This window comes from Vibrio sp. R12-SG2-ISO1, assembly GCF_059834045.1.
The window spans coordinates 538,375-561,125 of the sequence record NZ_JCBDGO010000008.1 but is presented as its reverse complement, the minus strand read 5'-3'; the positions used below and the strand labels follow the sequence as shown (position 1 = coordinate 561,125).

Genomic DNA, 22,751 nt, shown 5'->3' with positions numbered 1-22,751 from the left:
TCGTTAATCGTTGTTCATCAGGCGTGGGATGGTGTCATCGCTTCTTAGTGTCAGCACTTCACAGCCGTTGCTCGTTACGACTATGGTGTGCTCATACTGAGCGGATTTTTTGCCATCGCCAGTGTAGACCGTCCAGTCATCTTCGGCATCGACGCTGACACCAAATTTACCGGCGTTAATCATAGGCTCGATGGTAAAGCACATGCCTTCTTTCAACACACGTCGGTCATTGTTCTTGTAGTGAACAATTTGTGGCTCTTCATGGAATTCGTTGCCGATACCATGACCACAGAAGTCTTTGACAATAGAGAACTTATTACGTGGGTTTTTCTTGTTGTTCTCTTTGATGTATTTCTCGATGGCACTGCCAATATCGCCAACCGTAGCACCCGGTTTGACTTTACGCATCCCGACGTACAGGGCTTCTTGTGTCACCATACACAAGCGCTTGTCGGCAGGGGAGACCTCACCCACTAAGAACATCTTCGAAGTATCGCCATGGTAGCCTGCTGGGCGCACGGAAAGATCGGCGTTTTCATCATCAGGAACAATCACTGTGATGTCGATGTTGATGATGTCGCCATCTTTTAACACCGCCGGTTTCATCTGACCGTTGCTACCAATTTCATCTTGGTTGGCAGGAATGCCGTGGCAAACAATGTGGTTGATCGAAGTACAGATAGATTTCGGGAAACCATGATAATCGAGTGGCGCAGAGTACGCACCTTTGCTGGTGGCGTAGTCGTGACAAATCTGGTTGAGCTCATCGGTCGTCACGCCGACTTGGACGTGTGGCTCGATCATCTCTAGGATTTCAGCGGCCAATGCGCCAGCTATGCGCATGCGTTCAATTTCTTGTGCGGTTTTGATCTTAATTGACATCGGCTTTCTCTATCTAACTCTGTCAGCACGCTCTGGTGCGAATGGCCGCATTCTAACAGGAAGAGGGGCGAAAGTGTAATCTCGATAAATCCTTAAAATGACTAGGGTTGCTGTGACGGTCGGTGATTTCGCGGGGTTTGGACGCGGTGAAAGTGGTTTTTTTTCTAGCCAAACAACGCAAAAATATGATATAAAGCGCGCCGGAATTGCGGTCTGTTTTCTTCACCTTGATGCGTTGAGGTGGCGAAGCGGGCAACATCCAAACACATTTATCTTTAAATCACACACATTCCGACACATATTCCGGGGTGCTGGGCAGAAGCCTAGTCGGAGTTATGGGGAATGTGGAGGCCTAACCCCATAGAGGATTTTAAAATGGCAACTGTATCAATGCGCGATATGCTGAAAGCTGGTGTTCACTTCGGTCACCAAACTCGTTACTGGAACCCAAAAATGAAGCCATTCATCTTTGGTGCTCGTAACCGCGTTCACATCATCAACCTAGAAAAAACGGTACCAATGTTCAACGAAGCGCTTGCTGAGCTAGCGAAAGTTGGCGAGAAAAAAGGTAAAGTTCTTTTCGTAGGTACTAAGCGCGCTGCATCTGAAGCTGTTAAAGAAGCGGCTATTGCTAGCAACCAGTACTTCGTTAACAACCGCTGGTTGGGCGGTATGCTAACTAACTACAAAACTGTTCGTCAGTCTATCAAGCGTCTAAAAGACCTAGAAGCTCAGTCTCAAGACGGTACTTTTGACAAGCTAACTAAGAAAGAAGCTCTAATGCGTACTCGCGAAATGGAGAAGCTAGAGAAATCTCTTGGTGGTATCAAAGATATGGGCGGCCTACCTGACGCTCTATTCGTTATCGACGCTGATCACGAGCACATCGCAGTTAAAGAAGCAAACAACCTAGGTATCCCAGTTTACGCTGTTGTTGATACTAACTCTAACCCAGACGGCGTTGACTTCGTTATCCCAGGTAACGATGACGCAATCCGTGCAGTACAGCTATACCTAAACGCTGCTGCTCAAGCGGTTACAGAAGGTCGTAACAAAGACGTAGCTGCAGCTGCTGAAAAAGACGGTTTCGTAGAAGCTGAATAATAGCGGCTCCGTGTCACACTTGGTTTATGTGCAATCTTGTTGTCGCATAAGCTGAGTTATAGTTATCAATAGGGGCCGAACGTGTGTAGGCCCCTGTTTTTTACCCAATCCAGAATCAACTGAGGAATAGAGAATGGCTGTTACTGCTGCTCTAGTTAAAGAACTGCGCGAACGTACTGGCGCAGGTATGATGGAATGTAAGAAAGCGCTTGTTGAAGCAAACGCTGACATCGAACTAGCAATCGAGAACATGCGTAAATCAGGCGCTGCGAAAGCTGCTAAGAAAGCAGGTAACGTAGCAGCTGAAGGCGCAATCATCATCAAAGAAGAAGGCGGTGTTGCTGTTCTTCTTGAAGTTAACTGCCAAACTGACTTCGTTGCTAAAGATGGCAACTTCACTGCATTCGCAGAGAAAGTAGCAGCAGACGCGCTAGCGTCTAAAGCATCTGCTGAAGAGCTTGTTGCTAAATTCGAAGAAGAGCGTGTTGCTCTAGTTGCTAAGATCGGTGAAAACATCAACATCCGTCGCGTTCAGTACGTTGAAGGTGCTGCAATCGCTTCTTACCGTCACGGTGAGAAAATCGGTGTTGTGGTAGCGGGTGAAGGCGATGCTGAAACTCTTAAGCACGTTGCAATGCACGTTGCTGCGTCTAAGCCAGAGTACGTTAACCCAGAAGATGTACCAGCTGACGTAGTGGCTAAAGAGAAAGAAGTTCAAGTTGAAATCGCTATGAACGAAGGCAAGCCACAAGAGATCGCTGAGAAGATGGTTATCGGCCGCATGAAGAAATTCACTGGCGAAATCTCTCTAACAGGTCAAGCGTTCATCATGGAGCCTAAGAAATCTGTAGGCGAAATGCTGAAAGAGAAAGGCGCTTCTGTTGCTACGTTCGTTCGTCTAGAAGTTGGCGAAGGTATCGAGAAAGGCGCAGAAATGAGCTTTGCTGAAGAAGTAGCAGCAGCTCAAAAAGGTTAATCCTGAGTGTAGCGCTTACTATTTAGACCGTAGCCAAGGCTGCGGTCTTTTTATGACTAGCGTGCAAACGATTAGCCGTGATGAATAGGGGTGTTAGTGACTCGGTGCGAGTTCCTAGGTGCCTAGTGCCTAGTGCCTAGTTCCTAGTGCCTAGTTCCTAGTGCCTAGTTCCTAGTTTCTAGAGTCTAGAGTGGATTTTTTCTCTAGGAACTAGGGTCTATGAACTTGATTTTCTCCCCTATCCATGACTGTTAATCAACCACTCTCTTTATTGGAAGGTAGACTCCATGACGACAAACCCTAAACCAGCATATCAACGTATTCTGTTAAAACTGAGCGGTGAAGCTCTACAAGGCGAAGAAGGTTTTGGTATCGACCCTACGATCCTTGATCGTATGGCTCAAGAGGTAAAAGAGCTCGTTGAACTGGGCGTTCAAGTGGGTGTTGTTATCGGCGGGGGTAACTTGTTCCGTGGTGCCGGTCTTGCTGAAGCAGGTATGAACCGAGTTGTCGGTGACCACATGGGCATGCTAGCAACAGTGATGAACGGTCTTGCGATGCGTGATGCGCTGCATCGTGCGTATGTGAACGCGCGTGTGATGTCCGCTATCCCTCTAAAAGGTGTGTGTGATGATTACAACTGGGCCGATGCTATCAGCCAGCTGCGCCAAGGTCGCGTTGTGATCTTCTCTGCCGGTACAGGTAACCCATTCTTCACAACAGATTCAGCGGCGTGTCTGCGCGGTATTGAGATTGAAGCTGACGTGGTTCTCAAAGCGACAAAAGTGGATGGGGTATTTACTGCAGACCCAGTAGCCAACCCAGACGCGGAGCTGTATGATAAGCTATCTTACGCTGAAGTTCTTGATAAAGAACTGAAAGTAATGGACTTAGCCGCATTTACTCTGGCTCGTGACCACAAAATGCCAATTCGTGTGTTCAACATGAACAAACCTGGTGCACTGCGCCGCGTGGTTATGGGTGAAGCTGAAGGCACACTGATTAGCTCTGCAAACTAATTGAATTCAACCGTAGCGAGCATTGTGTTGGCTACGGTATTGCCTTTCGAAGGTCGTCATCCCATTAGTGGGGAGACTTCGATAAGAATGACACATCAAGGTGATATTGTGATTAACGAAATCAAAAAAGACGCTCAAGAGCGCATGGAAAAAAGCGTTGAAGCGCTAAAAAACAACCTATCTAAAGTACGTACAGGTCGTGCTCACCCAAGCCTTCTTTCTGGTATTTCAGTTGAGTACTACGGCGCACCAACACCGTTAAACCAAGTCGCGAACGTTGTTGCGGAAGATGCGCGTACACTGGCGATCACGGTATTCGACAAAGAGCTGACTCAGAAAGTAGAAAAAGCGATCATGATGTCTGATTTGGGTCTAAACCCAATGTCTGCGGGCACCATTATCCGCGTTCCTCTGCCACCACTGACAGAAGAGCGTCGTAAGGACCTCGTTAAGATCGTTCGCGGTGAAGCAGAAGGTGCTCGCGTGGCGATTCGTAACATTCGTCGTGATGCCAATGGCGACCTTAAAGCGCTATTGAAAGACAAAGAGATCTCTGAAGACGAAGATCGCAAAGCACAAGATGAAATTCAGAAACTGACTGACGCAGCGGTTAAGAAAGTTGACGAAGTGCTAGCAGCAAAAGAAAAAGAGTTGATGGAAGTTTAATAGTCATTAAACTGCCCATGAGTAAAAACGCTGGGCGAACAGCACAGCGTTTTTTTATTGCATCTCTTCGACCCTGCTGGAAACCCAATCCCTCTTATGCAAAACATTCAACTCTCACCTGACGTACTCCCTAAACACATCGCAATCATCATGGACGGCAATGGCCGTTGGGCGAAAGCACAAGGTAAACCGCGTGTCTTTGGCCATAAAAATGGGGTGGCAGCGGTACGTAAGGCGATTTCGACTTCCGCTAAACTCGGCATCAAGGCCATCACCTTGTTTGCTTTCAGTAGCGAGAATTGGCGCAGACCAGAAGAAGAAGTCGGCGTGTTGATGGAGTTGTTTATTTCTGTGCTGTCATCAGAAGTAAAGAAACTGCATAAGAACAACCTCAAGCTGCGGATCATTGGTGATAAGTCTCGTTTTAATGAACGCTTGCAAGAGAAAATTGCCGCTGCAGAAGCCTTAACGGCGAACAATAGCGGAATGGTGATCAATATTGCGGCTAATTACGGCGGCAAATGGGACATTGTGGAAGCGACCAAAGCGATTGCCAGCAAAGTGGCTTGCGGTGAACTTGCACCAGAAGAGATTACTGAATCATTAATGACCGATCATTTGTCGATGAACGACATTCCTGAGGTCGATTTGATGATTCGAACCAGTGGAGAGTGTAGAATTAGCAACTTCATGCTATGGCAGATGGCGTATGCTGAGCTCTACTTTACGCCGATCTACTGGCCAGAATTTGACGAGAATAGTCTTGTCGAAGCAGTGACTTGGTTTGTTAATCGCGAACGACGGTTCGGGTGTACAGGTGAACAAATCAAGGCATTGATGAAAAGCGAATAAAGGATTTAAGTTTGAAGCAAAGAATAATAACGGCACTTATCCTTGCTCCGTTAGTCATTTTAGGCATCTTTCAACTGTCTTTACCTACGTTTATGGCGGCGCTGGCCGTGGTCACTATGATAGGTTTTTGGGAGTGGACTCAATTTGTCGAGGCCAAATCCCGCTACTTAGCACTTGTCCCTGCAGCGATACTGTTTGCGGCCAGTGCGTTCTTTGTCCCATTTGATGCGTACAGCTTAAATGAGATTTCCTTATCCCACCTTACTTTACTAGGCTTAGGTTGCGCCTGGTGGCTTTTTGCCAGCGTGCTGGCGATTACCTATCCCAAATCCGCTACACTGTGGCAGGGGTCGACGCTGCTCAGACACCTTTTCGGAATCTTAACGCTATTGCCCTTTTTCTGGAGCGTGGTGATGCTGCGTGCGCAGGACCTCTATAGCGATCCTTTCCACGGCGCGCGTTTGGTTCTATTTGTCTGTTTGATTGTTTGGGCGGCGGACAGCGGTGCCTACTTTGTCGGTAAAAGCATCGGTAAACATAAAATGGCACCTAAAGTGAGCCCCAATAAAACCATTGAAGGATTAGTGGGCGGAATGGTGACCGCCAGTTTAGTTGCTTGGGGCTTTTCACATTGGTTTGAGATTCCCTTTACCAACGCATTTGTGATGGTCGGGATTACCTTAGCGACGGTGATTATCTCAGTATTGGGCGATCTGGTAGAGAGCATGTTTAAGCGCGTCTCTGGCATTAAAGACAGCAGTAACATCATTCCTGGTCATGGCGGTGTATTGGATCGCATTGACAGTTTGACGGCTGCCTTTCCCGTGTTTGCGCTGCTCTACTTCATTTTCTAATTCTAAGGCAAGCCGGCGCTTGCCTTTACCTTCTTGGTTGTAACTACTATGCGTAAGTTGACAATACTCGGCGCGACAGGTTCGATTGGTGACAGTACGTTTAAGGTGCTCGAACAGAATCGTGAACACTACTCGGTCGTTGCTTTAGTCGCGGGACACAACGTCGAGAAAATGCGCCAGTTGTGTCTTAAGTGGAAACCCCAGTATGCGGTCATGGCGAGCGATGATGCTGCGCGCGCGCTCAAGTTTGCGTTAGCCGGAGAGTCGCTCACCATTGATGTGTTATCCGGTGTAGATGCGATGTGCCAAATGGCGGCGCTGGAGGATGTCGATACCGTGATGGCCGCCATTGTCGGCGCGGCCGGTTTGTTACCGACCATGGCGGCGGTGAAAGCCGGTAAGCGAGTGCTGCTTGCCAACAAAGAAGCGTTGGTGATGTCTGGACAACTTTTTATCGACGCGGTTGCCAAGTATGGCGCGGAGTTAATGCCTGTTGACAGTGAGCACAATGCCATCTTCCAATGTTTGCCCGTCGAGGCGCAAACGGAGCTAGGGCGCTGCGATCTTGAAAAGCAGGGTATTAGCCATATTCTTTTGACCGGTTCTGGCGGGCCGTTTCGCTACAGCGACATTGCGAGTCTAGAGCAGGTGACCCCAGAACAAGCGATTGCTCATCCCAACTGGTCCATGGGGCCAAAAATCTCGGTGGATTCGGCCACCATGATGAATAAAGGGCTTGAGTTTATTGAAGCAAAATGGCTGTTCAATGCTCGCCGCGAGCAACTCAAAGTTCTGATCCACCCTCAATCTGTGATCCACTCAATGGTGCAATATCGTGACGGCTCCGTCTTGGCTCAGATGGGCGAGCCGGATATGGCAACGCCGATTGCGCTGACACTCTCGTACCCTGAGCGTATTGCTGCTGGTGTGGCACCGTTAGATTTTACTCAAGTGGGCGAACTGACCTTTTTACAGCCGGATTACCAACGTTACCCCTGCTTGAAATTGGCCATTGATGCCTGTTTTGAAGGCCAGCATGCGACCACAGCGCTCAATGCGGCCAACGAAGTTGCAGTGCAGGCTTTTCTTGATCGTAAACTGGCGTTCACTGACATCGCTCGCATCAATGAGCAGGTCACTAATCGGATCTGTGCTAGCCGTGGTCAGGGGCAATGTGATAGTTTGGAGAGCATTCTAGAGCTCGATAGTATGGCACGTGCATTCGCCATAGAAACCATGAACGGACGGACACTATGACCGGTATTTTGTGGAACTTTATCTCATTTATCATTGCATTAGGCATTTTGGTCGCCGTGCATGAGTTTGGCCATTTTTGGGTGGCGCGCCGCTGTGGCGTAAAAGTCGAAAAATTCTCTATCGGTTTTGGTAAATCCATATGGAGTAAAGTCGGCAAAGATGGCACCGAGTACTCTATTTCTTTGATCCCTCTCGGTGGTTACGTGAAAATGCTTGATGGCCGAGTGGATGATGTGCCCGCGGATCAGCAAGCGTTCGCCTTTGACCGTAAACCTTTGTGGAAACGAAGCGCAATTGTCGCGGCAGGCCCAGCGTTCAACTTCCTGTTTGCCATTTTCGCGTATTGGTTGGTGTTCATCATTGGTGTCCCTGCGGTGAAACCGGTCGTGGGACAAGTCACGCCATACTCGATTGCGGCGCAAGCCGGTCTTGAACCTGGCATGGAACTTAAAGCGGTTTCCGGCGTCAAAACCGCAGATTGGGAGTCGGTCAATATGGGGCTTATCCGCCATATTGGCGACAGTCAATTGACCCTGACCGTCGCACCGGCGGACGGTGTTGGGGTCGAAGAAACCAAAGTGCTCTATTTAGATGAATGGAACTTTGACCCTGAGACGCAGTCTGCTATGTCAGCGCTTGGATTTATTCCCTTTACGCCAGAGATTTCCGCTCGTTTGACCAATGTCGGCGAGGGAAGTGCTGGTGAACGTGCTGGCCTGCTTGTCGGTGATACGTTAGTGAGTATCGATGGACGGGCTGTCGAGAGCTGGCAGCAGGTCGTCGAGACCATTCAAGCAAGCCCTAATCGCGCGCTTGCACTCAAAGTGGAGCGTGATGGCCAGTCTGTGGACGTGTCTTTAACGCCAGACAGCCGAGCGCTTTCAGACCAGCGAGTGATTGGTTTTGCGGGAATTGCTCCAGAAGTCGCAGAATGGCCGCAAAGCTATCGCTTCGACCTGCAATTTGGTGTATTTGAGTCAGTCGGTAAAGCGATTGAAAAATCCGGGCAAGTGATCACCTTGACCATCAGTATGCTGAAAAAACTGATTGTTGGTGATGTTGGATTGAACAACCTAAGTGGACCTATTTCGATCGCGAAAGGGGCAGGAACGACCGCCGATTATGGCTTGGTCTATTTTCTCGGCTTCCTTGCGCTTATCAGCGTGAACTTAGGCATTATAAACCTCGTTCCATTGCCGATGCTCGACGGTGGACATTTATTGTTTTTTGCTATTGAAGCCATAATCAGACGCCCTGTGCCTGAAAAAGTCCAGGAAATGGGTTACCGTATCGGCGGTGCGATTATCTTCTCTCTCATGGCAGTGGCGATTTTCAATGATTTTGCTCGTCTTTAAACGGGGCGAAGGGTGTAGAAAGGAATAACTAAAACAAATATGGCGATGAAAAATATTCTGTTTGCGACGCTTCTCGCGACGAGTGTGAGCGCAAACGGTGCCGAGAGCTTCGTGGTTGAAGACATACAGATCGAAGGGTTACAGCGTGTGGCTCTCGGTGCGGCGCTTTTGAAAATGCCTGTCCGTGTCGGTGACACTGTCGATGGGCAAGACGTTTCTGAGATCATTCGTGCACTCTACGATTCAGGTAACTTTGAGAACATCAAAGTGCTTCGCGATGGCGATGTCTTGTTGGTGCAAGTCAAAGAGCGCCCAACGATTGCCAGCATCTCTTTCTCTGGGAACAAGGCGATCAAAGAAGAGCAGTTGCAGCAAAACCTTGACGCCTCCGGAATGCGCGTCGGTGAAGCGCTGGATCGTACTACCCTGTCCAATATTGAGAAAGGGTTGGAAGATTTCTACTACAGCGTGGGTAAATACAACGCGTCAGTCAAAGCGGTCGTGACGCCGCTGCCGCGTAACCGTAGTGATGTCAAATTCGTCTTCTCTGAAGGTGTCTCTGCGAAAATCCAACAAATCAACTTTATCGGCAATGAAGTCTTCGAAGATGAAGAGCTGCTGAGCCGTTTCAATCTTAATGTGGATGTCGCATGGTGGAACTTCCTCGCCGATGATAAATATCAAAAGCAAGTTTTAGCGGGCGACATTGAAGCCTTAAGATCGTACTACCTGGATCGTGGTTACTTAAAATTCCAAGTGGATTCGACACAAGTCGCGATTTCACCCGATAAAAAAGGGGTGTACATCACGCTGGGGTTATCAGAAGGCTTGCCGTATACCGTCAAAGATGTCCAGTTCCGTGGTGAACTGATCGGTAAAGAGCAAGAGCTGCAAGATTTGGTCACGTTCGAAAACGGAGAAATCTACAATGGCTCTGCCGTGACCTCTCTTGAAGAGAACATCAAGCGCGTACTGGGTGAAGCCGGTTATGCCTATCCACAAGTGACCACCATTCCTGAATTTGATGATGAAAATCAGCAGGTCTCTTTGATTGTCAATGTCGAGGCGGGGAATCGTATCTACGTTCGTGATATTCGCTTTGTCGGTAACAATGCGACCAAAGACGAAGTGCTGCGCCGTGAAATGCGTCAGATGGAAGGCAGTTGGCTTAACTCGCGCGCGATAGAAACGGGTAAAAACCGTTTGAGCCGTTTGGGCTTCTTCGAAACCGTCGATGTCCAGACGGTACGAGTTCCGGGCAGTGATGACCAGGTAGATCTTGTCTACAACGTCAAAGAAGCCAACTCAGGCAGCATTAACTTTGGTGTTGGCTACGGCACTGAGTCGGGGGTCAGTTTCCAGGTCGGTTTGCAACAAGATAACTTTGCGGGCTCTGGTGATCGCGTCGGTATCAGTGCAATGATGAACGACTACCAGAAGAACGTCAGCCTTGAGTATCGCGATCCATACTGGAACCTCGATGGTGTCAGTATGGGCGGTAAGATTTTCTACAACGAATTTGAAGCGTCAGAAGCGGGGATCATCGACTACACCAACGAAAGTTATGGTGCTAGTGTGACTTGGGGTTTCCCGTTTGATGAACTCAACCGTTTCGAATTCGGCTTAGGCTACACCCATAACAACATCGGTAACGTGCCCACCTACGATCAGGCGCAGCAGTTTGCGGCCAGTATTGGTCAAGGTGACAGCGATAACATTATCACTCAAGATTTTGACGTGAATGTCTCTTGGACGCGCAACAACCTCAACAAGGGCTACTTCCCAACGGCAGGTAACTACCAACGCGCGTTCGCCAAGGCCACCGTGCCTAGCTCAGACGCACAGTACTTTAAACTGCAGTACGACGTGAGACAGTATGTGCCATTGACCAAAAAGCACGAGTTTACCTTGTTGATGCGTGGTCGCTTGGGTTACGGTAACGGTTACGGTCAAACGGATGGCAACGATAACTTGTTCCCATTCTATGAGAACTACTATGCGGGTGGCTTCACCACATTACGTGGTTTTGGCTCCAACTCAGCGGGTCCAAGGGCGGTTTACAACTCCAGCAACTCGAGCGTTTGTCCTCCAAGCAGCGGAAACGACGGCTGTGTGGTGGCAACGGACGACTCGGTTGGTGGTAATGCCATCGCGCTGGCCAGTATGGAGCTGATTGTACCGACGCCATTTGCGTCTGATGAAGTGCGTAGCCAAATTCGAACCAGTGTGTTCGTCGACGCGGCAAGTGTGTGGGATACCGAGTTTAACTACGATGCGAGTTATGCGGGCACCCAATACTATGAGGATTACTCAGATCCAACCAACTACCGCGCATCATACGGTGCGGCGTTGCAATGGATGTCTCCGATGGGACCATTGGTCTTCTCGGTAGCGAAACCTATTAAGAAATACGAAGGTGATGACGAAGAATTCTTCACTTTCACAATCGGCAGAACCTTCTAAAGGGGAATTTTACAGTGAACAAAACTATCAAAGCGGCGGGCCTTGGCCTTGTTATTATGGCGTCTTCTCTTTTTGCTCATGCAGCAGAAGCGGCGCAAAAAATTGGTTACATCAATACCGCCATGGTGTTTCAGGCTCTGCCCCAACGTGAAGTCGCTCTGCAGAAAATGCAGGAAGACTTTAAAGACAAAGCGGACGAACTAAAAGCGATTGAAGCGAAAGCGCGTACCAAAGTGGAAAAACTTAAGCGTGACGCTGAGCTGATGAGCCAAGAAGACGTCGAAAAAGCGCGTATCGAAATTGCGCAGCTCGAGAATGAATTCCGCATTAAAGGTCAATCTCTTGAGCAAGCGTCTGCTCGTCGTGAAGCACAAGAGAAGCAGAAGCTGTTTAAAGTGATTCAAGACGCGGTGAACAAAATCGCTGAAAAAGAAGGCTACGATCTCGTGATCGATATTACTGCATTGCAATACGGTAAGCCTGAATTCGATATTTCTGAAGATGTGATCAAAGCACTTAAATAATCGTTTATGAAAACTCTGACTCTTGCCGAACTGGCAACGATTACCTCGGGTCAATTGTATGGCGACGCAACGGCGACCGTCACTATGGTTGCCCCGATGGACAAGGCCCAAACGGGCCATGTCACTTTTCTTTCTAACCCAAAGTACGCCAAGCACTTAGCTCAGTGCCAAGCTACTGTGGTGATGGTCAAAGAGGCCCAGCGAGAGCAATGCCACGGCAACGTGCTTGTCGTTGAAGACCCTTACGTGGCGTTTGCTAAAGTGGCGCAAGCGCTAGACACTACGCCTATGCCGGCGGCTGAAATCGCGCCAAGTGCCGTTATCGCTGCGGATGCGACACTGGGCAGCAATGTCTCGATTGGCGCGAATGCGGTGGTCGAGTCAGGCGCAACACTGGGTGATAATGTCTCGATTGGCGCGGGCTGCTTTATTGGCAAAAACGCCTCAATTGGTGCAGGTACCAAGCTATGGCCGAATGTAAGCATTTATCATCAAGTCTCTCTTGGTGAAGACTGTCTAGTGCAAGCCAACACTGTGATTGGCTCAGATGGCTTTGGCTATGCCAATGAGAAAGGTGAGTGGGTTAAAATTCCTCAACTTGGTAGTGTTCGCATTGGTAACCGAGTTGAAATCGGTTCATGTACTACGATTGACCGTGGTGCGCTTGACGATACGGTGATTGAAGATAACGTCATTCTTGATAACCAACTGCAAATCGCGCACAACGTACACATCGGATATGGTACCGCCATGGCGGGTGGTACGATTGTTGCTGGCAGTACCACCATTGGCAAGTACTGTATCATTGGTGGCGGCAGCGTGATCAATGGTCATATTGAGATTGCCGATGGCGTTACCATTACCGGTATGGGCATGGTGATGCGAGGTATTGAAGAGAAAGGCATGTACTCGTCAGGTATTCCTCTGCAGACCAATCGTGAATGGCGTAAAACCGCCGCTCGTGTTCATCGCATTGATGAGATGAACAAGCGTTTGAAAGCGGTCGAAAAGCAGTTGGAAAACCAACAGCCTGACTAACAGGGTGTGCCACAGGCACTCGTGCGTTGAGCGCTGCTATGTCTATCTGGCGGCTCATGCGTTTTTGTCAGCGAAGGCTCGCGATTTGCGAGCTTTTTTCGTCTATAATGCGCCACAACTTAAAAGAATTTAGCATTCAACATAGGAATATGACTTTGACTACTGAAAATAAAACGATGAACATTACTGAAATTCAGGAATTGTTGCCTCATCGCTACCCATTCTTGCTCATTGACCGTGTGACGGATTTTCAAGAAGCGCAGTACCTCACGGCGATCAAAAATGTTTCAGTCAATGAACCTCAGTTTACGGGTCATTTTCCGCAACTCCCAGTGTTCCCTGGCGTACTGATTTTGGAAGCGATGGCACAAGCGACCGGTCTTTTGGCGTTTAAATCGTTTGGTGCGCCCTCTGAGAATGAGTTGTACTACTTTGCCAGTGTCGACGGAGCCAAGTTCCGTAAACCGGTCACTCCAGGTGATCAACTGGTGATCAAAGTAGAATTTTTGAAAGAGCGCCGCGGCATTGCTGCATTCAATGGTGTAGCAACGGTTGATGGCGAAGTGGTTTGTTCAGCAGAGCTTAAATGTGCTCGTCGAGAGTTCTAATATGATTCATGAGACGGCTCAAATTCACCCTTCTGCGGTCATCGAAGGTGACGTATCCATCGCTGCGAATGTGACCGTTGGGCCTTTCACTTACATCTCCGGCCAAGTGGAGATTGGTGAGGGCACAGAAATCATGTCCCATGTCGTGATCAAAGGTCATACGACGATAGGTAAAGAGAACCGCATCTTCCCGCACGCGGTCATTGGTGAAGAGAACCAAGATAAGAAATACGGCGGCGAAGAGACAACGGTGGTGATTGGCGATCGCAACGTTATTCGTGAAGCGGTGCAGATCCACCGTGGCACGGTGCAAGACAAAGCGACGACGGTTATTGGTAACGACAACCTATTGTGTGTTAACGCACACATCGCCCACGACGTGATTGTTGGTGACCATACACACATCGGAAACAACGCGATTTTAGGTGGTCATGTCACCTTGGAAGATTACGCGGGTGTGATGGCACTATCAGCGATTCACCCTTTCTGTACGGTCGGGGCTTACGCGTATATTGGTGGCTGTTCTGCGGTCGTCCAAGATGTGCCTGCCTATGTCTTAGCGCAAGGTAACCACGCCACTCCATTTGGTTTGAACTTGGTTGGCCTTAAGCGCAATGGGTTTGAAAAAGCGGAGATTCGCGCCCTACAAAAAGCGTACAAAGAAATCTACCGCTCAGGCAAAACCATGGAAGAGGTGAAACCTATCTTGGCGGAAATGGCGAAAGAGTTTGCCTCTGTCGGCCGCTTCTCGCACATGCTGGAAAATACAGAACGCGGCATTATTCGTTAATCGCGGCCTGCGCTCGATGTCTAAAAGGCTGTCTAGGAAATCAGACGGCCTTTTTTATTTTGCATTTAATTGGACCGATACATCATGACAATGGAAAAGCCACTGAGAATTGGTATCGTCGCGGGAGAACTCTCTGGTGATACCTTAGGCGAGGGCTTTATCAAAGCGATAAAAGCGCGCTACCCCAATGCGGAATTTGTCGGTATTGGTGGCCCTAAGATGATCGCTCAGGGCTGCGAATCTCTGTTCGATATGGAAGAACTGGCCGTGATGGGGCTGGTCGAAGTGCTGGGTCGATTGCCGAGACTGCTCAAAGTTAAAGCCTCTTTGGTCGATTACTTTACTCACAATCCGCCCGATGTGTTTGTCGGTATCGACGCGCCTGATTTCAACTTACGGCTTGAGCTCAGTTTAAAGCAAGCGGGCATTAAAACCGTCCATTATGTCAGCCCGTCGGTTTGGGCGTGGCGACAAAAACGTATCGTTAAGATTGAAGCGGCGACGAATCTGGTGCTTGCATTTTTGCCGTTTGAAAAAGCCTTCTATGACCGCCACCAAGTGCCGTGTGAGTTTATCGGCCATACCCTTGCTGATGCGATTCCTATGGTCTCGGAAAAAACGCCCGCGCGTGAGCTGCTCGGTTTGGACCCGAATAAACGCTGGTTAGCAGTGCTGCCAGGCAGTCGCGGCAGTGAGCTTAACATGCTCTCCCAACCTTTCCTTGAAACCTGCCAACGCCTGCATCAAACCCATCCCGATTTAGGCTTTGTGGTGGCGTTGGTTAACCCTAAGCGTCGTGAGCAATTTGAGCAAGCTTGGCAAACTTATGCACCAGAGCTTGAGTTCACCTTAGTGGATGATACCGCGCGTAATGTCATTACGGCGTCCGATGCGGTCCTGCTGGCCTCTGGCACCGTGGCGTTAGAGTGTATGCTCATTAAGCGCCCTATGGTGGTGGGGTATAAAGTGAACGCCATTACTGCGTTTATCGCGCGTCGCTTAGTCAAAACGCCGTTTGTCTCTTTACCCAATATTTTGGCAGACAAAGAGATCGTTAAAGAGTACTTACTCGAAGCGTGCACACCAGAAAATCTCAGTGCGGAGATAGAAAGGCTCTTAGCTGGTGAAGGGGAGGCGATGGTCGAGAAATTCACCGAGATGCATCATTCGATTCGTAAAGGCGCCGATGAACAAGCGGCCAACGCCGTATTATCATTAATAGGTAAAGCATAAATGGCAAAACAAGCTACCCCCTTAGCCCCGTTTGAGTACCCAACGGGCTATCAATGGATTGCCGGTGTCGATGAAGTGGGGCGTGGTCCTTTAGTCGGCGATGTCGTGACCGCAGCGGTGATCCTCGACCCGAACAATCCGATCGAAGGGCTCAATGATTCAAAAAAACTCTCTGAGAAAAAGCGTTTAGCCTTGCTACCGGAAATCAAAGAGAAAGCGTTGGCTTGGTCTATTGGTCGATGCTCTCCTGCTGAAATTGATGAGTGGAATATTCTTCAAGCGACAATGGTTGCGATGCAGCGTGCGATTGCGGGTTTATCGCTAACGCCCGATCTCGCTCTGATTGATGGCAACCGAGTCCCAGAGCTGCCTATGGATGCGATGGCGGTCGTCAAAGGTGATTTGCGTGTCGCGCAAATCAGTGCAGCGTCAATCATCGCAAAAGTGGTGCGCGATCAAGAGATGGAAGCGCTGGATAAGCGACATCCGCAATTTGGTTTTGCGCAACACAAAGGTTACCCGACCAAAGCCCATTTTGCGGCGATTGAAGCGCACGGCGTGATTGATGAGCATCGCAAAAGCTTTAAGCCGGTGAAACGCGCGCTCGGCATCGAGTAGCCTTGTGAATTGAGCGAGCGGGGGCGATAACGTAGAATAGCCCCCAACTGATGTTACCTATTTGTACCCTAAGTGATTCACAACCTATGAACGACCCTAAGTTTATCCACCTTCGAGTTCACAGTGATTTCTCCATGATTGACGGCCTGTCGAAAGTGCCGCCCTTGGTGAAGAAAGTGGCTGAACTAGGTATGCCTGCCGTTGCGCTCACCGATTTTACCAACCTATGTGGCTTGGTGAAGTTTTACAGCACTGCGCACAACTGTGGCGTAAAACCCATCATAGGGGCGGATTTTGTCATGCAATCGCCGGAGTTTGGCGATGAGTTGACGAAACTGACGGTGCTTGCGGCAGACAACACCGGTTACAATAATCTCACCTTATTGATTTCTAAAGCCTACTTGAGAGGCCATGTTCAACACCAGCCTGTGATTGACAAAGCGTGGTTGGCTGAGCTTTCTGAAGGTTTGATTGTGCTGTCCGGTGGTCGAAGCGGTGAAATTGGCCGAGCGCTACTGAAAGGAAACCAAGGGATTGCCGAGCAGTGCGCCGAGTTTTATCAGCAACATTTTTCCGACCGTTTCTACCTCGAACTCACTCGAACCGGGCGTAACGACGAAGAGAGCTACCTGCACTTCGCGCTCGAATTTGCCGAGCAGCAGCAACTGCCCGTGGTGGCGACCAATGAGGTGGTGTTTCTCGAGCCCTCGCTGTTTGATGCTCATGAAATTCGCGTCGCGATTCATGATGGCTACACCTTAGAAGACCCGCGCCGCCCCAAAAATTACAGCCCTCAGCAATATTTGCGCACCGAAGAAGAGATGTGCGAGCTATTCGCCGACATCCCTGAGGCCCTAGAGAACAGTGTAGAAATTGCTAAGCGTTGTAACGTAACCGTGAGACTGGGTGAGTACTTCCTGCCGGCCTTCCCAACCGATGGCATGTTGGAAACCGAGTTCTTGGTGAAAAAGTCACAAGAAGGTCTCGAAGAGCGACTGGAGTTCCTGTTCCCTGACCCGCAAGTGCGTGCCGAAAGACGGCCAGAATACGATGAGCGCTTGCAAGTCGAGTTGGAAGTAATCAACAACATGGGCTTCCCGGGTTACTTCTTGATCGTAATGGAGTTTATCCAGTGGTCCAAAGACAATGATATTCCTGTAGGCCCTGGCCGAGGTTCGGGTGCCGGCTCCTTAGTGGCGTACGCGCTAAAGATCACCGATCTGGATCCGCTTGAGTACGATTTGCTGTTCGAGCGATTCTTGAACCCAGAACGTGTTTCGATGCCCGATTTTGACGTCGACTTTTGTATGGACAAGCGTGATCAGGTGATCGATCACGTGGCGGAAATGTATGGTCGTGATGCGGTATCGCAGATCATTACCTTCGGTACCATGGCGGCCAAAGCGGTTATCCGAGATGTCGGCCGAGTGCTGGGCCATCCGTTTGGATTTGTTGACCGCATCTCTAAATTGGTGCCACCCGATCCGGGTATGACGCTCGAAAAAGCGTTCAAGGCCGAACCTGCATTACCTGAGCTGTATGAAGCCGACGAAGATGTCAAAGAGCTGATCGACATGTGTCGCATCCTTGAAGGGTGTACACGAAACGCCGGTAAGCACGCAGGGGGCGTGGTTATCTCACCCACTACCATCACTGACTTTGCTCCGATTTATGCCGATGCGGAAGGGCATTTCCCTGTCACTCAGTTCGATAAGAACGATGTGGAAACCGCCGGTCTGGTGAAATTCGACTTCTTGGGGCTGCGTACCCTGACCATTATCGATTGGGCTTTGGGGCTGATTAACCCTCGCCTTGAGCGCGAAGGGAAAGTACCGGTGAGAATCGAATCGATCCCACTCGATGACGCGCCATCATTCCGCTTACTGCAAAACTCCGAGACCACAGCGGTATTCCAGCTTGAATCACGCGGAATGAAAGAGCTGATCAAGCGACTTCAGCCAGACTGTTTTGAAGACATCATCGCACTGGTGGCCCTATTTCGACCGGGCCCGCTGCAATCGGGGATGGTGGATAACTTTATCGACCGTAAGCACGGCCGCGAAGCGATTTCCTACCCAGATGAAACCTGGCAACACGAATCGCTCAAAGAGACCCTCGACCCGACCTACGGCATCATTCTCTACCAAGAGCAGGTGATGCAGATTGCCCAGATCCTCGCGGGCTATACGCTCGGTGGCGCGGATATGTTGCGCCGAGCTATGGGTAAGAAAAAACCTGAGGAGATGGCCAAACAGCGCGCCATCTTCGAAGAGGGTGCGATTAAAAACGGCGTCGACGGCGAGTTGGCGATGAAGATTTTTGACTTGGTGGAAAAATTCGCCGGTTATGGCTTTAACAAATCGCACTCTGCTGCCTATGCCTTGGTGTCGTACCAAACGCTGTGGTTAAAAACGCACTATCCTGCGGAATTCATGGCCGCGGTGATGACCGCCGATATGGACAACACCGAGAAAGTGGTTGGTCTGGTGGACGAATGCTTACGCATGAAGCTCAAGGTGCTACCACCGGACATTAACTCTGGTTTGTATCGTTTCAATGTCGATGAAGATGGCGCCATTGTATACGGTATTGGCGCCATCAAAGGTGTCGGTGAGGGGCCGATTGATGCCATCTTGCAAGCGAGACAAGAGGGCGGTCACTTCAAAGACCTATTTGATTTCTGTGCACGAATCGATCTGAAAAAGGTCAATAAACGTGTGATTGAAAAACTGATTTACGCCGGTGCGCTTGATAGATTGGGGCCACATCGAGCGGCGATGATGGCGTCACTCAATGATGCAGTCAAAGCGGCCAGTCAGCATCACCAAGCCGAAGCCTTTGGTCAAACGGATCTGTTTGGCGTATTGACCGAAGCGCCTGAGGAAGTCGAACACAAATACACCAAGGTGCCACCTTGGCCAGAAAAAGTGTGGCTAGAAGGGGAGCGTGATACTTTAGGTCTCTATTTGACGGGGCATCCTATCAACGCGTACCTTAAAGAGTTAGATAAATACACCAGTTGCCGTTTGGCCGATGCAACGCCGACTCGGCGCGATCAAAGTGTCACGGTGGCGGGGTTGGTGGTCGCAGCACGCGTGATGACCACCAAGCGAGGATCGCGTATTGGCATTATGACCTTGGACGATCGCAGTGGCCGCATGGAGGTGATGTTGTTCTCCGATGCGCTGGATCGCTACGCCGAATTGCTTGAAAAAGATCGAATTCTGGTGGTTTCTGGACAGGTCAGCTTTGATGATTTCAATGGGGGACTTAAAATGTCGGCCCGTGAAGTCATGGATCTTGGATCAGCGCGAGAAAAATACGCGCGTGGTTTGTCGCTCTCCATCGATCACAATCAAATTGATGGGCAGTTTTTTGAGCGCTTTAGTCAAATACTAGAGCCTTATCGGGCAGGGACAGTCCCTGTCCATGTATACTACCAGCGTAGCGATGCACGAGCGCGTTTAACGCTAGGGACCCAGTGGCGAGTAACGCCAAGCGACGAACTGTTAGACAATTTAAAACAACTGCTTGGTGCTAGCCAAGTGGAACTCGAATTTAACTAAGTTTGGTGAACGCCAAACCCACAAGGATCGATAGATGAGCCTGAATTTTTTAGAGTTTGAAAAACCAATCGCAGAGCTAGAAGCAAAAATCGAAGCGCTACGTGATGTGTCTCGTCATGGTGGTGATTCTGGCGTCGATCTCGCGAAAGAGATCGAACAGCTAGAGAAAAAGAGTTTAGAACTGAAGAAAAAGACCTTCAGTGATCTTGGTGCGTGGGAAACCGCTCAACTGGCCCGACACCCACAACGTCCTTACACGCTGGACTACATCCAGCATATGTTTACCGAGTTTGAAGAGCTAGCCGGTGACCGAGCGTACGCGGATGACAAAGCGATTGTCGGCGGTATGGCACGCCTTGATGGCCGACCTGTGATGATCATTGGTCATCAAAAAGGACGTGAGACTCGTGACAAAGTGAAACGCAACTTTGGCATGCCTAAGCCAGAAGGTTACCGTAAGGCTAAGCGTTTGATGGAAATGGCTGAGCGTTTTAACATGCCGATCATTACCTTCATTGATACTGCCGGTGCCTACCCAGGTGTTGGCGCTGAAGAGCGCGGTCAGTCAGAAGCGATTGCGACCAACTTGAAAGTCATGTCGGGCTTGAAAGTGCCTGTGATTTGTAACGTCGTCGGTGAAGGCGGCTCTGGCGGTGCATTGGCGATCGGTGTTGGTGATTACGTCAACATGCTGCAATACTCGACCTACTCGGTGATTTCACCGGAAGGTTGTGCGTCTATCTTGTGGCGTGATTCAGACAAAGCGCCGCAAGCGGCAGAGGCGATGGGTCTGATTGCTCCTCGTCTTAAAGAGCTTGAGCTGATTGATGAAATCATTGAAGAGCCACTAGGCGGTGCGCATCGTGATCATGTTCAGATGGCGCAAAATATGAAAGCGACGCTACTCAAGCAGCTTGATGACCTAGCCTCGCTCGACAACGATACGCTTCTTGAGCGTCGTTACCAGCGTTTGATGAGCTACGGTTACTGTTAATTGACCGTCTCTATCTTTCAAGGCCGAACTCTGTTTCGGCCTTTTTGCGTTGTGGCGCTCGCCTTTTGCGCTTGAGCAGCATAGCTCCCTCCAAGTGGCAGTGATACACTTTGGCCAATGAGTCTAACCTTGATGCCTTATGACTGATCTCTATTCACACTTTAGCCAAGCCTTGTCGAGGTATCTCGATGCATCCAAACAGAGCCAGCCACGTGTGGTGTTGGCGCTCAGTGGTGGCGTTGATTCGCGTGTTTTGCTGCATCTACTTCATCAATATCGTGCCACGCAGCGCTCGGAACTCGATGTCTGCGCGGTTCACGTTCATCATGGTTTAAGTCCAAATGCGGACCATTGGGCTGAGCGGTGTGAGCAATGGGCCGCGTCGGCGCAGATGGAGTGCCATGTAGAGAAAGTGACGCTCGATTGCGGCAGTGAAAGCCTTGAAGCGAAGGCGCGCCAGGCGCGTTATCAAGCCCTCGAACACTATCTCAGCCAAGGCGATGTGCTGTTAACTGGGCATCATAGCGATGACCAAGTCGAGACGTTTCTACTCGCGTTAAAACGCGGCAGCGGGCCGAAAGGGCTCTCTGCGATGGGTAAGCAAAAACCTTTGCGCGAAGGGACGTTGCTGCGCCCTTTACTCGATGTGAGCCGAGACGCGATCGTCGCTTTTGCGCGAGAACATCAGCTCGATTGGATAGAGGATGAAAGCAACCAAGATGCCCGCTTTGATCGCAACTTTATTCGCCATCATGTCTCCCCCGTGCTGACCGAGCGCTGGCCCCACTTACCCACTGCGATTGCGCGCAGTGCGCAGCTGTGCGCCGAGCAAGAGTTACTACTTGATGAACTGCTTGAGGATAAGTTCGCCGCAGTTCTGCTTGCCGATGCGAGCTTATCGATTGAAGCCTTAAGCACGTGCAGTGAGGTGATGCGTGCAAGGTTGATGCGCATGTGGTTTGCCGAGCACCAACTCGCCATGCCAAGCGTCAATCAACTCGCATTGATATGGCAACAAGTGGCACTGGCGCGCTGTGATGCGAACCCTAGGTTTGTTGTGGATGGTCAGCGAGAGGTTCGTCGTTATCAGCAGCGACTCTACTTGGTGGACGATCACGCCAGTCTTGAACATTGGCAGCATGAGATTGCTATCGGTCAGAGCATCGAACTCCCCGCCAACTTGGGGCACCTCGCGCTGCGCACTTCTTCTCAAGGGCATTTATCTTTAGCAGCGCTTAGTGCACAGCCCCTGCGTATTACTTTTGACCCGCAAGGTTTTACCGCTCACCCTTCTGAACGAGGTCATCGCCGGCCGATGAAAAAACTGTTTCAGGAGTACGGCGTACCCAGCTGGTTGAGGCGCCGAACGCCGATTTTAATGTGTGGTGACCAAGTTGCAGCAGTGGCGCATCTCTTTGTAGATAAAGCCTTTATTGGTCAAGATTGTGAACTTACCTGGAACAAGTAAACCAGAGTTGTGCCACAATCGTAAAAATAATACCCCTAGCCTTATTGGGGAGTGGCGATACCCATCGTCATCAAACAAAAAAGACAATGGATAAGGAAGAGCAATGAAGACAATCGCAATCACAGTGATGATGAGCTTAGGATTAGTGAGTGGACACGCATTAGCGGCGGGTGATGCGGCGGCAGGGCAAGCGAAGGCCGCCGTGTGCGCAGCGTGTCATGGCGCTGATGGTATTGCCGTGATCCCTGGCTATCCAAACTTAAAGGGTCAAAATGAGCAGTACTTGATCTCCTCTATCAAGGCGTACAAAAACAAAGAGCGCAATGGCGGCTTGGCAGCAGTAATGCAGGCGCAAGCGTCGATGCTCAGTGATGCGGATATCGAAAACTTAGCCGCTTATTACGCGAGCTTAAAATAACACCATTTTTCACCAGTCTCGTCAGCGCTTTGCGACGGTGGGATTGGTTAAAGAACCCGAGTCATA

The 22,751-nt window shown here is 49.8% G+C and carries 20 protein-coding genes; 19 read left to right on the top strand and 1 reads right to left on the bottom strand.

Annotated elements, in window-relative coordinates:
• Nucleotides 1–3 precede the first annotated feature (3 nt).
• Nucleotides 4–882 carry a type I methionyl aminopeptidase gene (map, locus tag AC6R10_RS07970; RefSeq protein ID WP_500671933.1) on the bottom strand — a complete coding sequence of 293 codons (879 nt, stop codon included), beginning with the start codon at nt 880–882 and terminating at the stop codon, nt 4–6.
• A gap of 375 nt (nt 883–1,257) precedes the next feature.
• Here map and rpsB point away from each other — a divergent pair, with 375 nt between their 5' ends.
• The 19 genes from rpsB to AC6R10_RS07875 all read left to right on the top strand — a co-directional run bounded on the left by rpsB (nt 1,258) and on the right by AC6R10_RS07875 (nt 22,685).
• Nucleotides 1,258–1,986, top strand: a complete 729-nt coding sequence (gene rpsB / locus AC6R10_RS07965) for a 30S ribosomal protein S2 (protein WP_334554457.1) — start codon at nt 1,258–1,260, stop codon at nt 1,984–1,986.
• Nucleotides 1,987–2,119: 133 nt separating this feature from the next.
• Nucleotides 2,120–2,962, top strand: coding sequence for a translation elongation factor Ts (gene tsf / locus AC6R10_RS07960; RefSeq protein ID WP_334554459.1), 843 nt, complete (start codon nt 2,120–2,122; stop codon nt 2,960–2,962).
• Nucleotides 2,963–3,249: 287 nt separating this feature from the next.
• Nucleotides 3,250–3,981: a UMP kinase gene (pyrH, locus tag AC6R10_RS07955; RefSeq protein ID WP_334554461.1), complete on the top strand. Its 732-nt coding sequence runs from the start codon at nt 3,250–3,252 to the stop codon at nt 3,979–3,981.
• Nucleotides 3,982–4,089: 108 nt separating this feature from the next.
• Entirely contained in the window at nt 4,090–4,647 is a 558-nt protein-coding gene (frr, locus tag AC6R10_RS07950; RefSeq protein ID WP_334554544.1) for a ribosome recycling factor, read from the top strand.
• 96 nt (nt 4,648–4,743) lie between these two features.
• Entirely contained in the window at nt 4,744–5,499 is a 756-nt protein-coding gene (gene uppS / locus AC6R10_RS07945) for a polyprenyl diphosphate synthase (protein WP_500671932.1), read from the top strand.
• A gap of 11 nt (nt 5,500–5,510) precedes the next feature.
• Entirely contained in the window at nt 5,511–6,353 is an 843-nt protein-coding gene (locus AC6R10_RS07940) for a phosphatidate cytidylyltransferase (RefSeq protein WP_500671931.1), read from the top strand.
• 48 nt (nt 6,354–6,401) lie between these two features.
• Nucleotides 6,402–7,610 (top strand): 1-deoxy-D-xylulose-5-phosphate reductoisomerase, encoded by a 1,209-nt coding sequence (ispC, locus tag AC6R10_RS07935; protein ID WP_500671930.1) that lies wholly within the window; start codon nt 6,402–6,404, stop codon nt 7,608–7,610.
• A complete protein-coding gene (rseP, locus tag AC6R10_RS07930) occupies nt 7,607–8,965 on the top strand; it encodes a sigma E protease regulator RseP (protein ID WP_500626551.1) in 1,359 nt (452 codons plus the stop codon). The genes ispC and rseP overlap by 4 nt, the downstream gene beginning before the upstream one ends.
• A 39-nt stretch (nt 8,966–9,004) precedes the next feature.
• Nucleotides 9,005–11,428 carry an outer membrane protein assembly factor BamA gene (gene bamA / locus AC6R10_RS07925; protein ID WP_500671929.1) on the top strand — a complete coding sequence of 808 codons (2,424 nt, stop codon included), beginning with the start codon at nt 9,005–9,007 and terminating at the stop codon, nt 11,426–11,428.
• Nucleotides 11,429–11,442: 14 nt separating this feature from the next.
• Entirely contained in the window at nt 11,443–11,952 is a 510-nt protein-coding gene (locus tag AC6R10_RS07920) for an OmpH/Skp family outer membrane protein (protein ID WP_500671928.1), read from the top strand.
• A gap of 6 nt (nt 11,953–11,958) precedes the next feature.
• Nucleotides 11,959–12,990, top strand: coding sequence for a UDP-3-O-(3-hydroxymyristoyl)glucosamine N-acyltransferase (gene lpxD / locus AC6R10_RS07915; protein ID WP_500671927.1), 1,032 nt, complete (start codon nt 11,959–11,961; stop codon nt 12,988–12,990).
• 155 nt (nt 12,991–13,145) lie between these two features.
• Nucleotides 13,146–13,598 (top strand): 3-hydroxyacyl-ACP dehydratase FabZ, encoded by a 453-nt coding sequence (fabZ, locus tag AC6R10_RS07910; RefSeq protein WP_334554476.1) that lies wholly within the window; start codon nt 13,146–13,148, stop codon nt 13,596–13,598.
• 1 nt (nt 13,599) lies between these two features.
• On the top strand, nt 13,600–14,388 hold the full coding sequence (gene lpxA / locus AC6R10_RS07905) for an acyl-ACP--UDP-N-acetylglucosamine O-acyltransferase (protein ID WP_334554546.1): 789 nt from the start codon (nt 13,600–13,602) through the stop codon (nt 14,386–14,388).
• Between the two features lie 90 nt (nt 14,389–14,478).
• Nucleotides 14,479–15,621 carry a lipid-A-disaccharide synthase gene (lpxB, locus tag AC6R10_RS07900; protein ID WP_500672024.1) on the top strand — a complete coding sequence of 381 codons (1,143 nt, stop codon included), beginning with the start codon at nt 14,479–14,481 and terminating at the stop codon, nt 15,619–15,621.
• The gene (gene rnhB, locus AC6R10_RS07895; RefSeq protein WP_500633916.1) at nt 15,622–16,239 is read left to right on the top strand and encodes a ribonuclease HII; all 618 of its coding nucleotides are present in this window, start codon (nt 15,622–15,624) and stop codon (nt 16,237–16,239) included.
• 86 nt (nt 16,240–16,325) lie between these two features.
• The gene (gene dnaE / locus AC6R10_RS07890) at nt 16,326–19,805 is read left to right on the top strand and encodes a DNA polymerase III subunit alpha (RefSeq protein WP_500671926.1); all 3,480 of its coding nucleotides are present in this window, start codon (nt 16,326–16,328) and stop codon (nt 19,803–19,805) included.
• 34 nt (nt 19,806–19,839) lie between these two features.
• Nucleotides 19,840–20,799 (top strand): acetyl-CoA carboxylase carboxyl transferase subunit alpha, encoded by a 960-nt coding sequence (accA, locus tag AC6R10_RS07885; protein WP_334554481.1) that lies wholly within the window; start codon nt 19,840–19,842, stop codon nt 20,797–20,799.
• Between the two features lie 139 nt (nt 20,800–20,938).
• Nucleotides 20,939–22,267 carry a tRNA lysidine(34) synthetase TilS gene (gene tilS, locus AC6R10_RS07880; RefSeq protein WP_500671925.1) on the top strand — a complete coding sequence of 443 codons (1,329 nt, stop codon included), beginning with the start codon at nt 20,939–20,941 and terminating at the stop codon, nt 22,265–22,267.
• A gap of 103 nt (nt 22,268–22,370) precedes the next feature.
• Nucleotides 22,371–22,685 carry a c-type cytochrome gene (locus AC6R10_RS07875; RefSeq protein ID WP_334554484.1) on the top strand — a complete coding sequence of 105 codons (315 nt, stop codon included), beginning with the start codon at nt 22,371–22,373 and terminating at the stop codon, nt 22,683–22,685.
• Nucleotides 22,686–22,751: the final 66 nt, after the last annotated feature.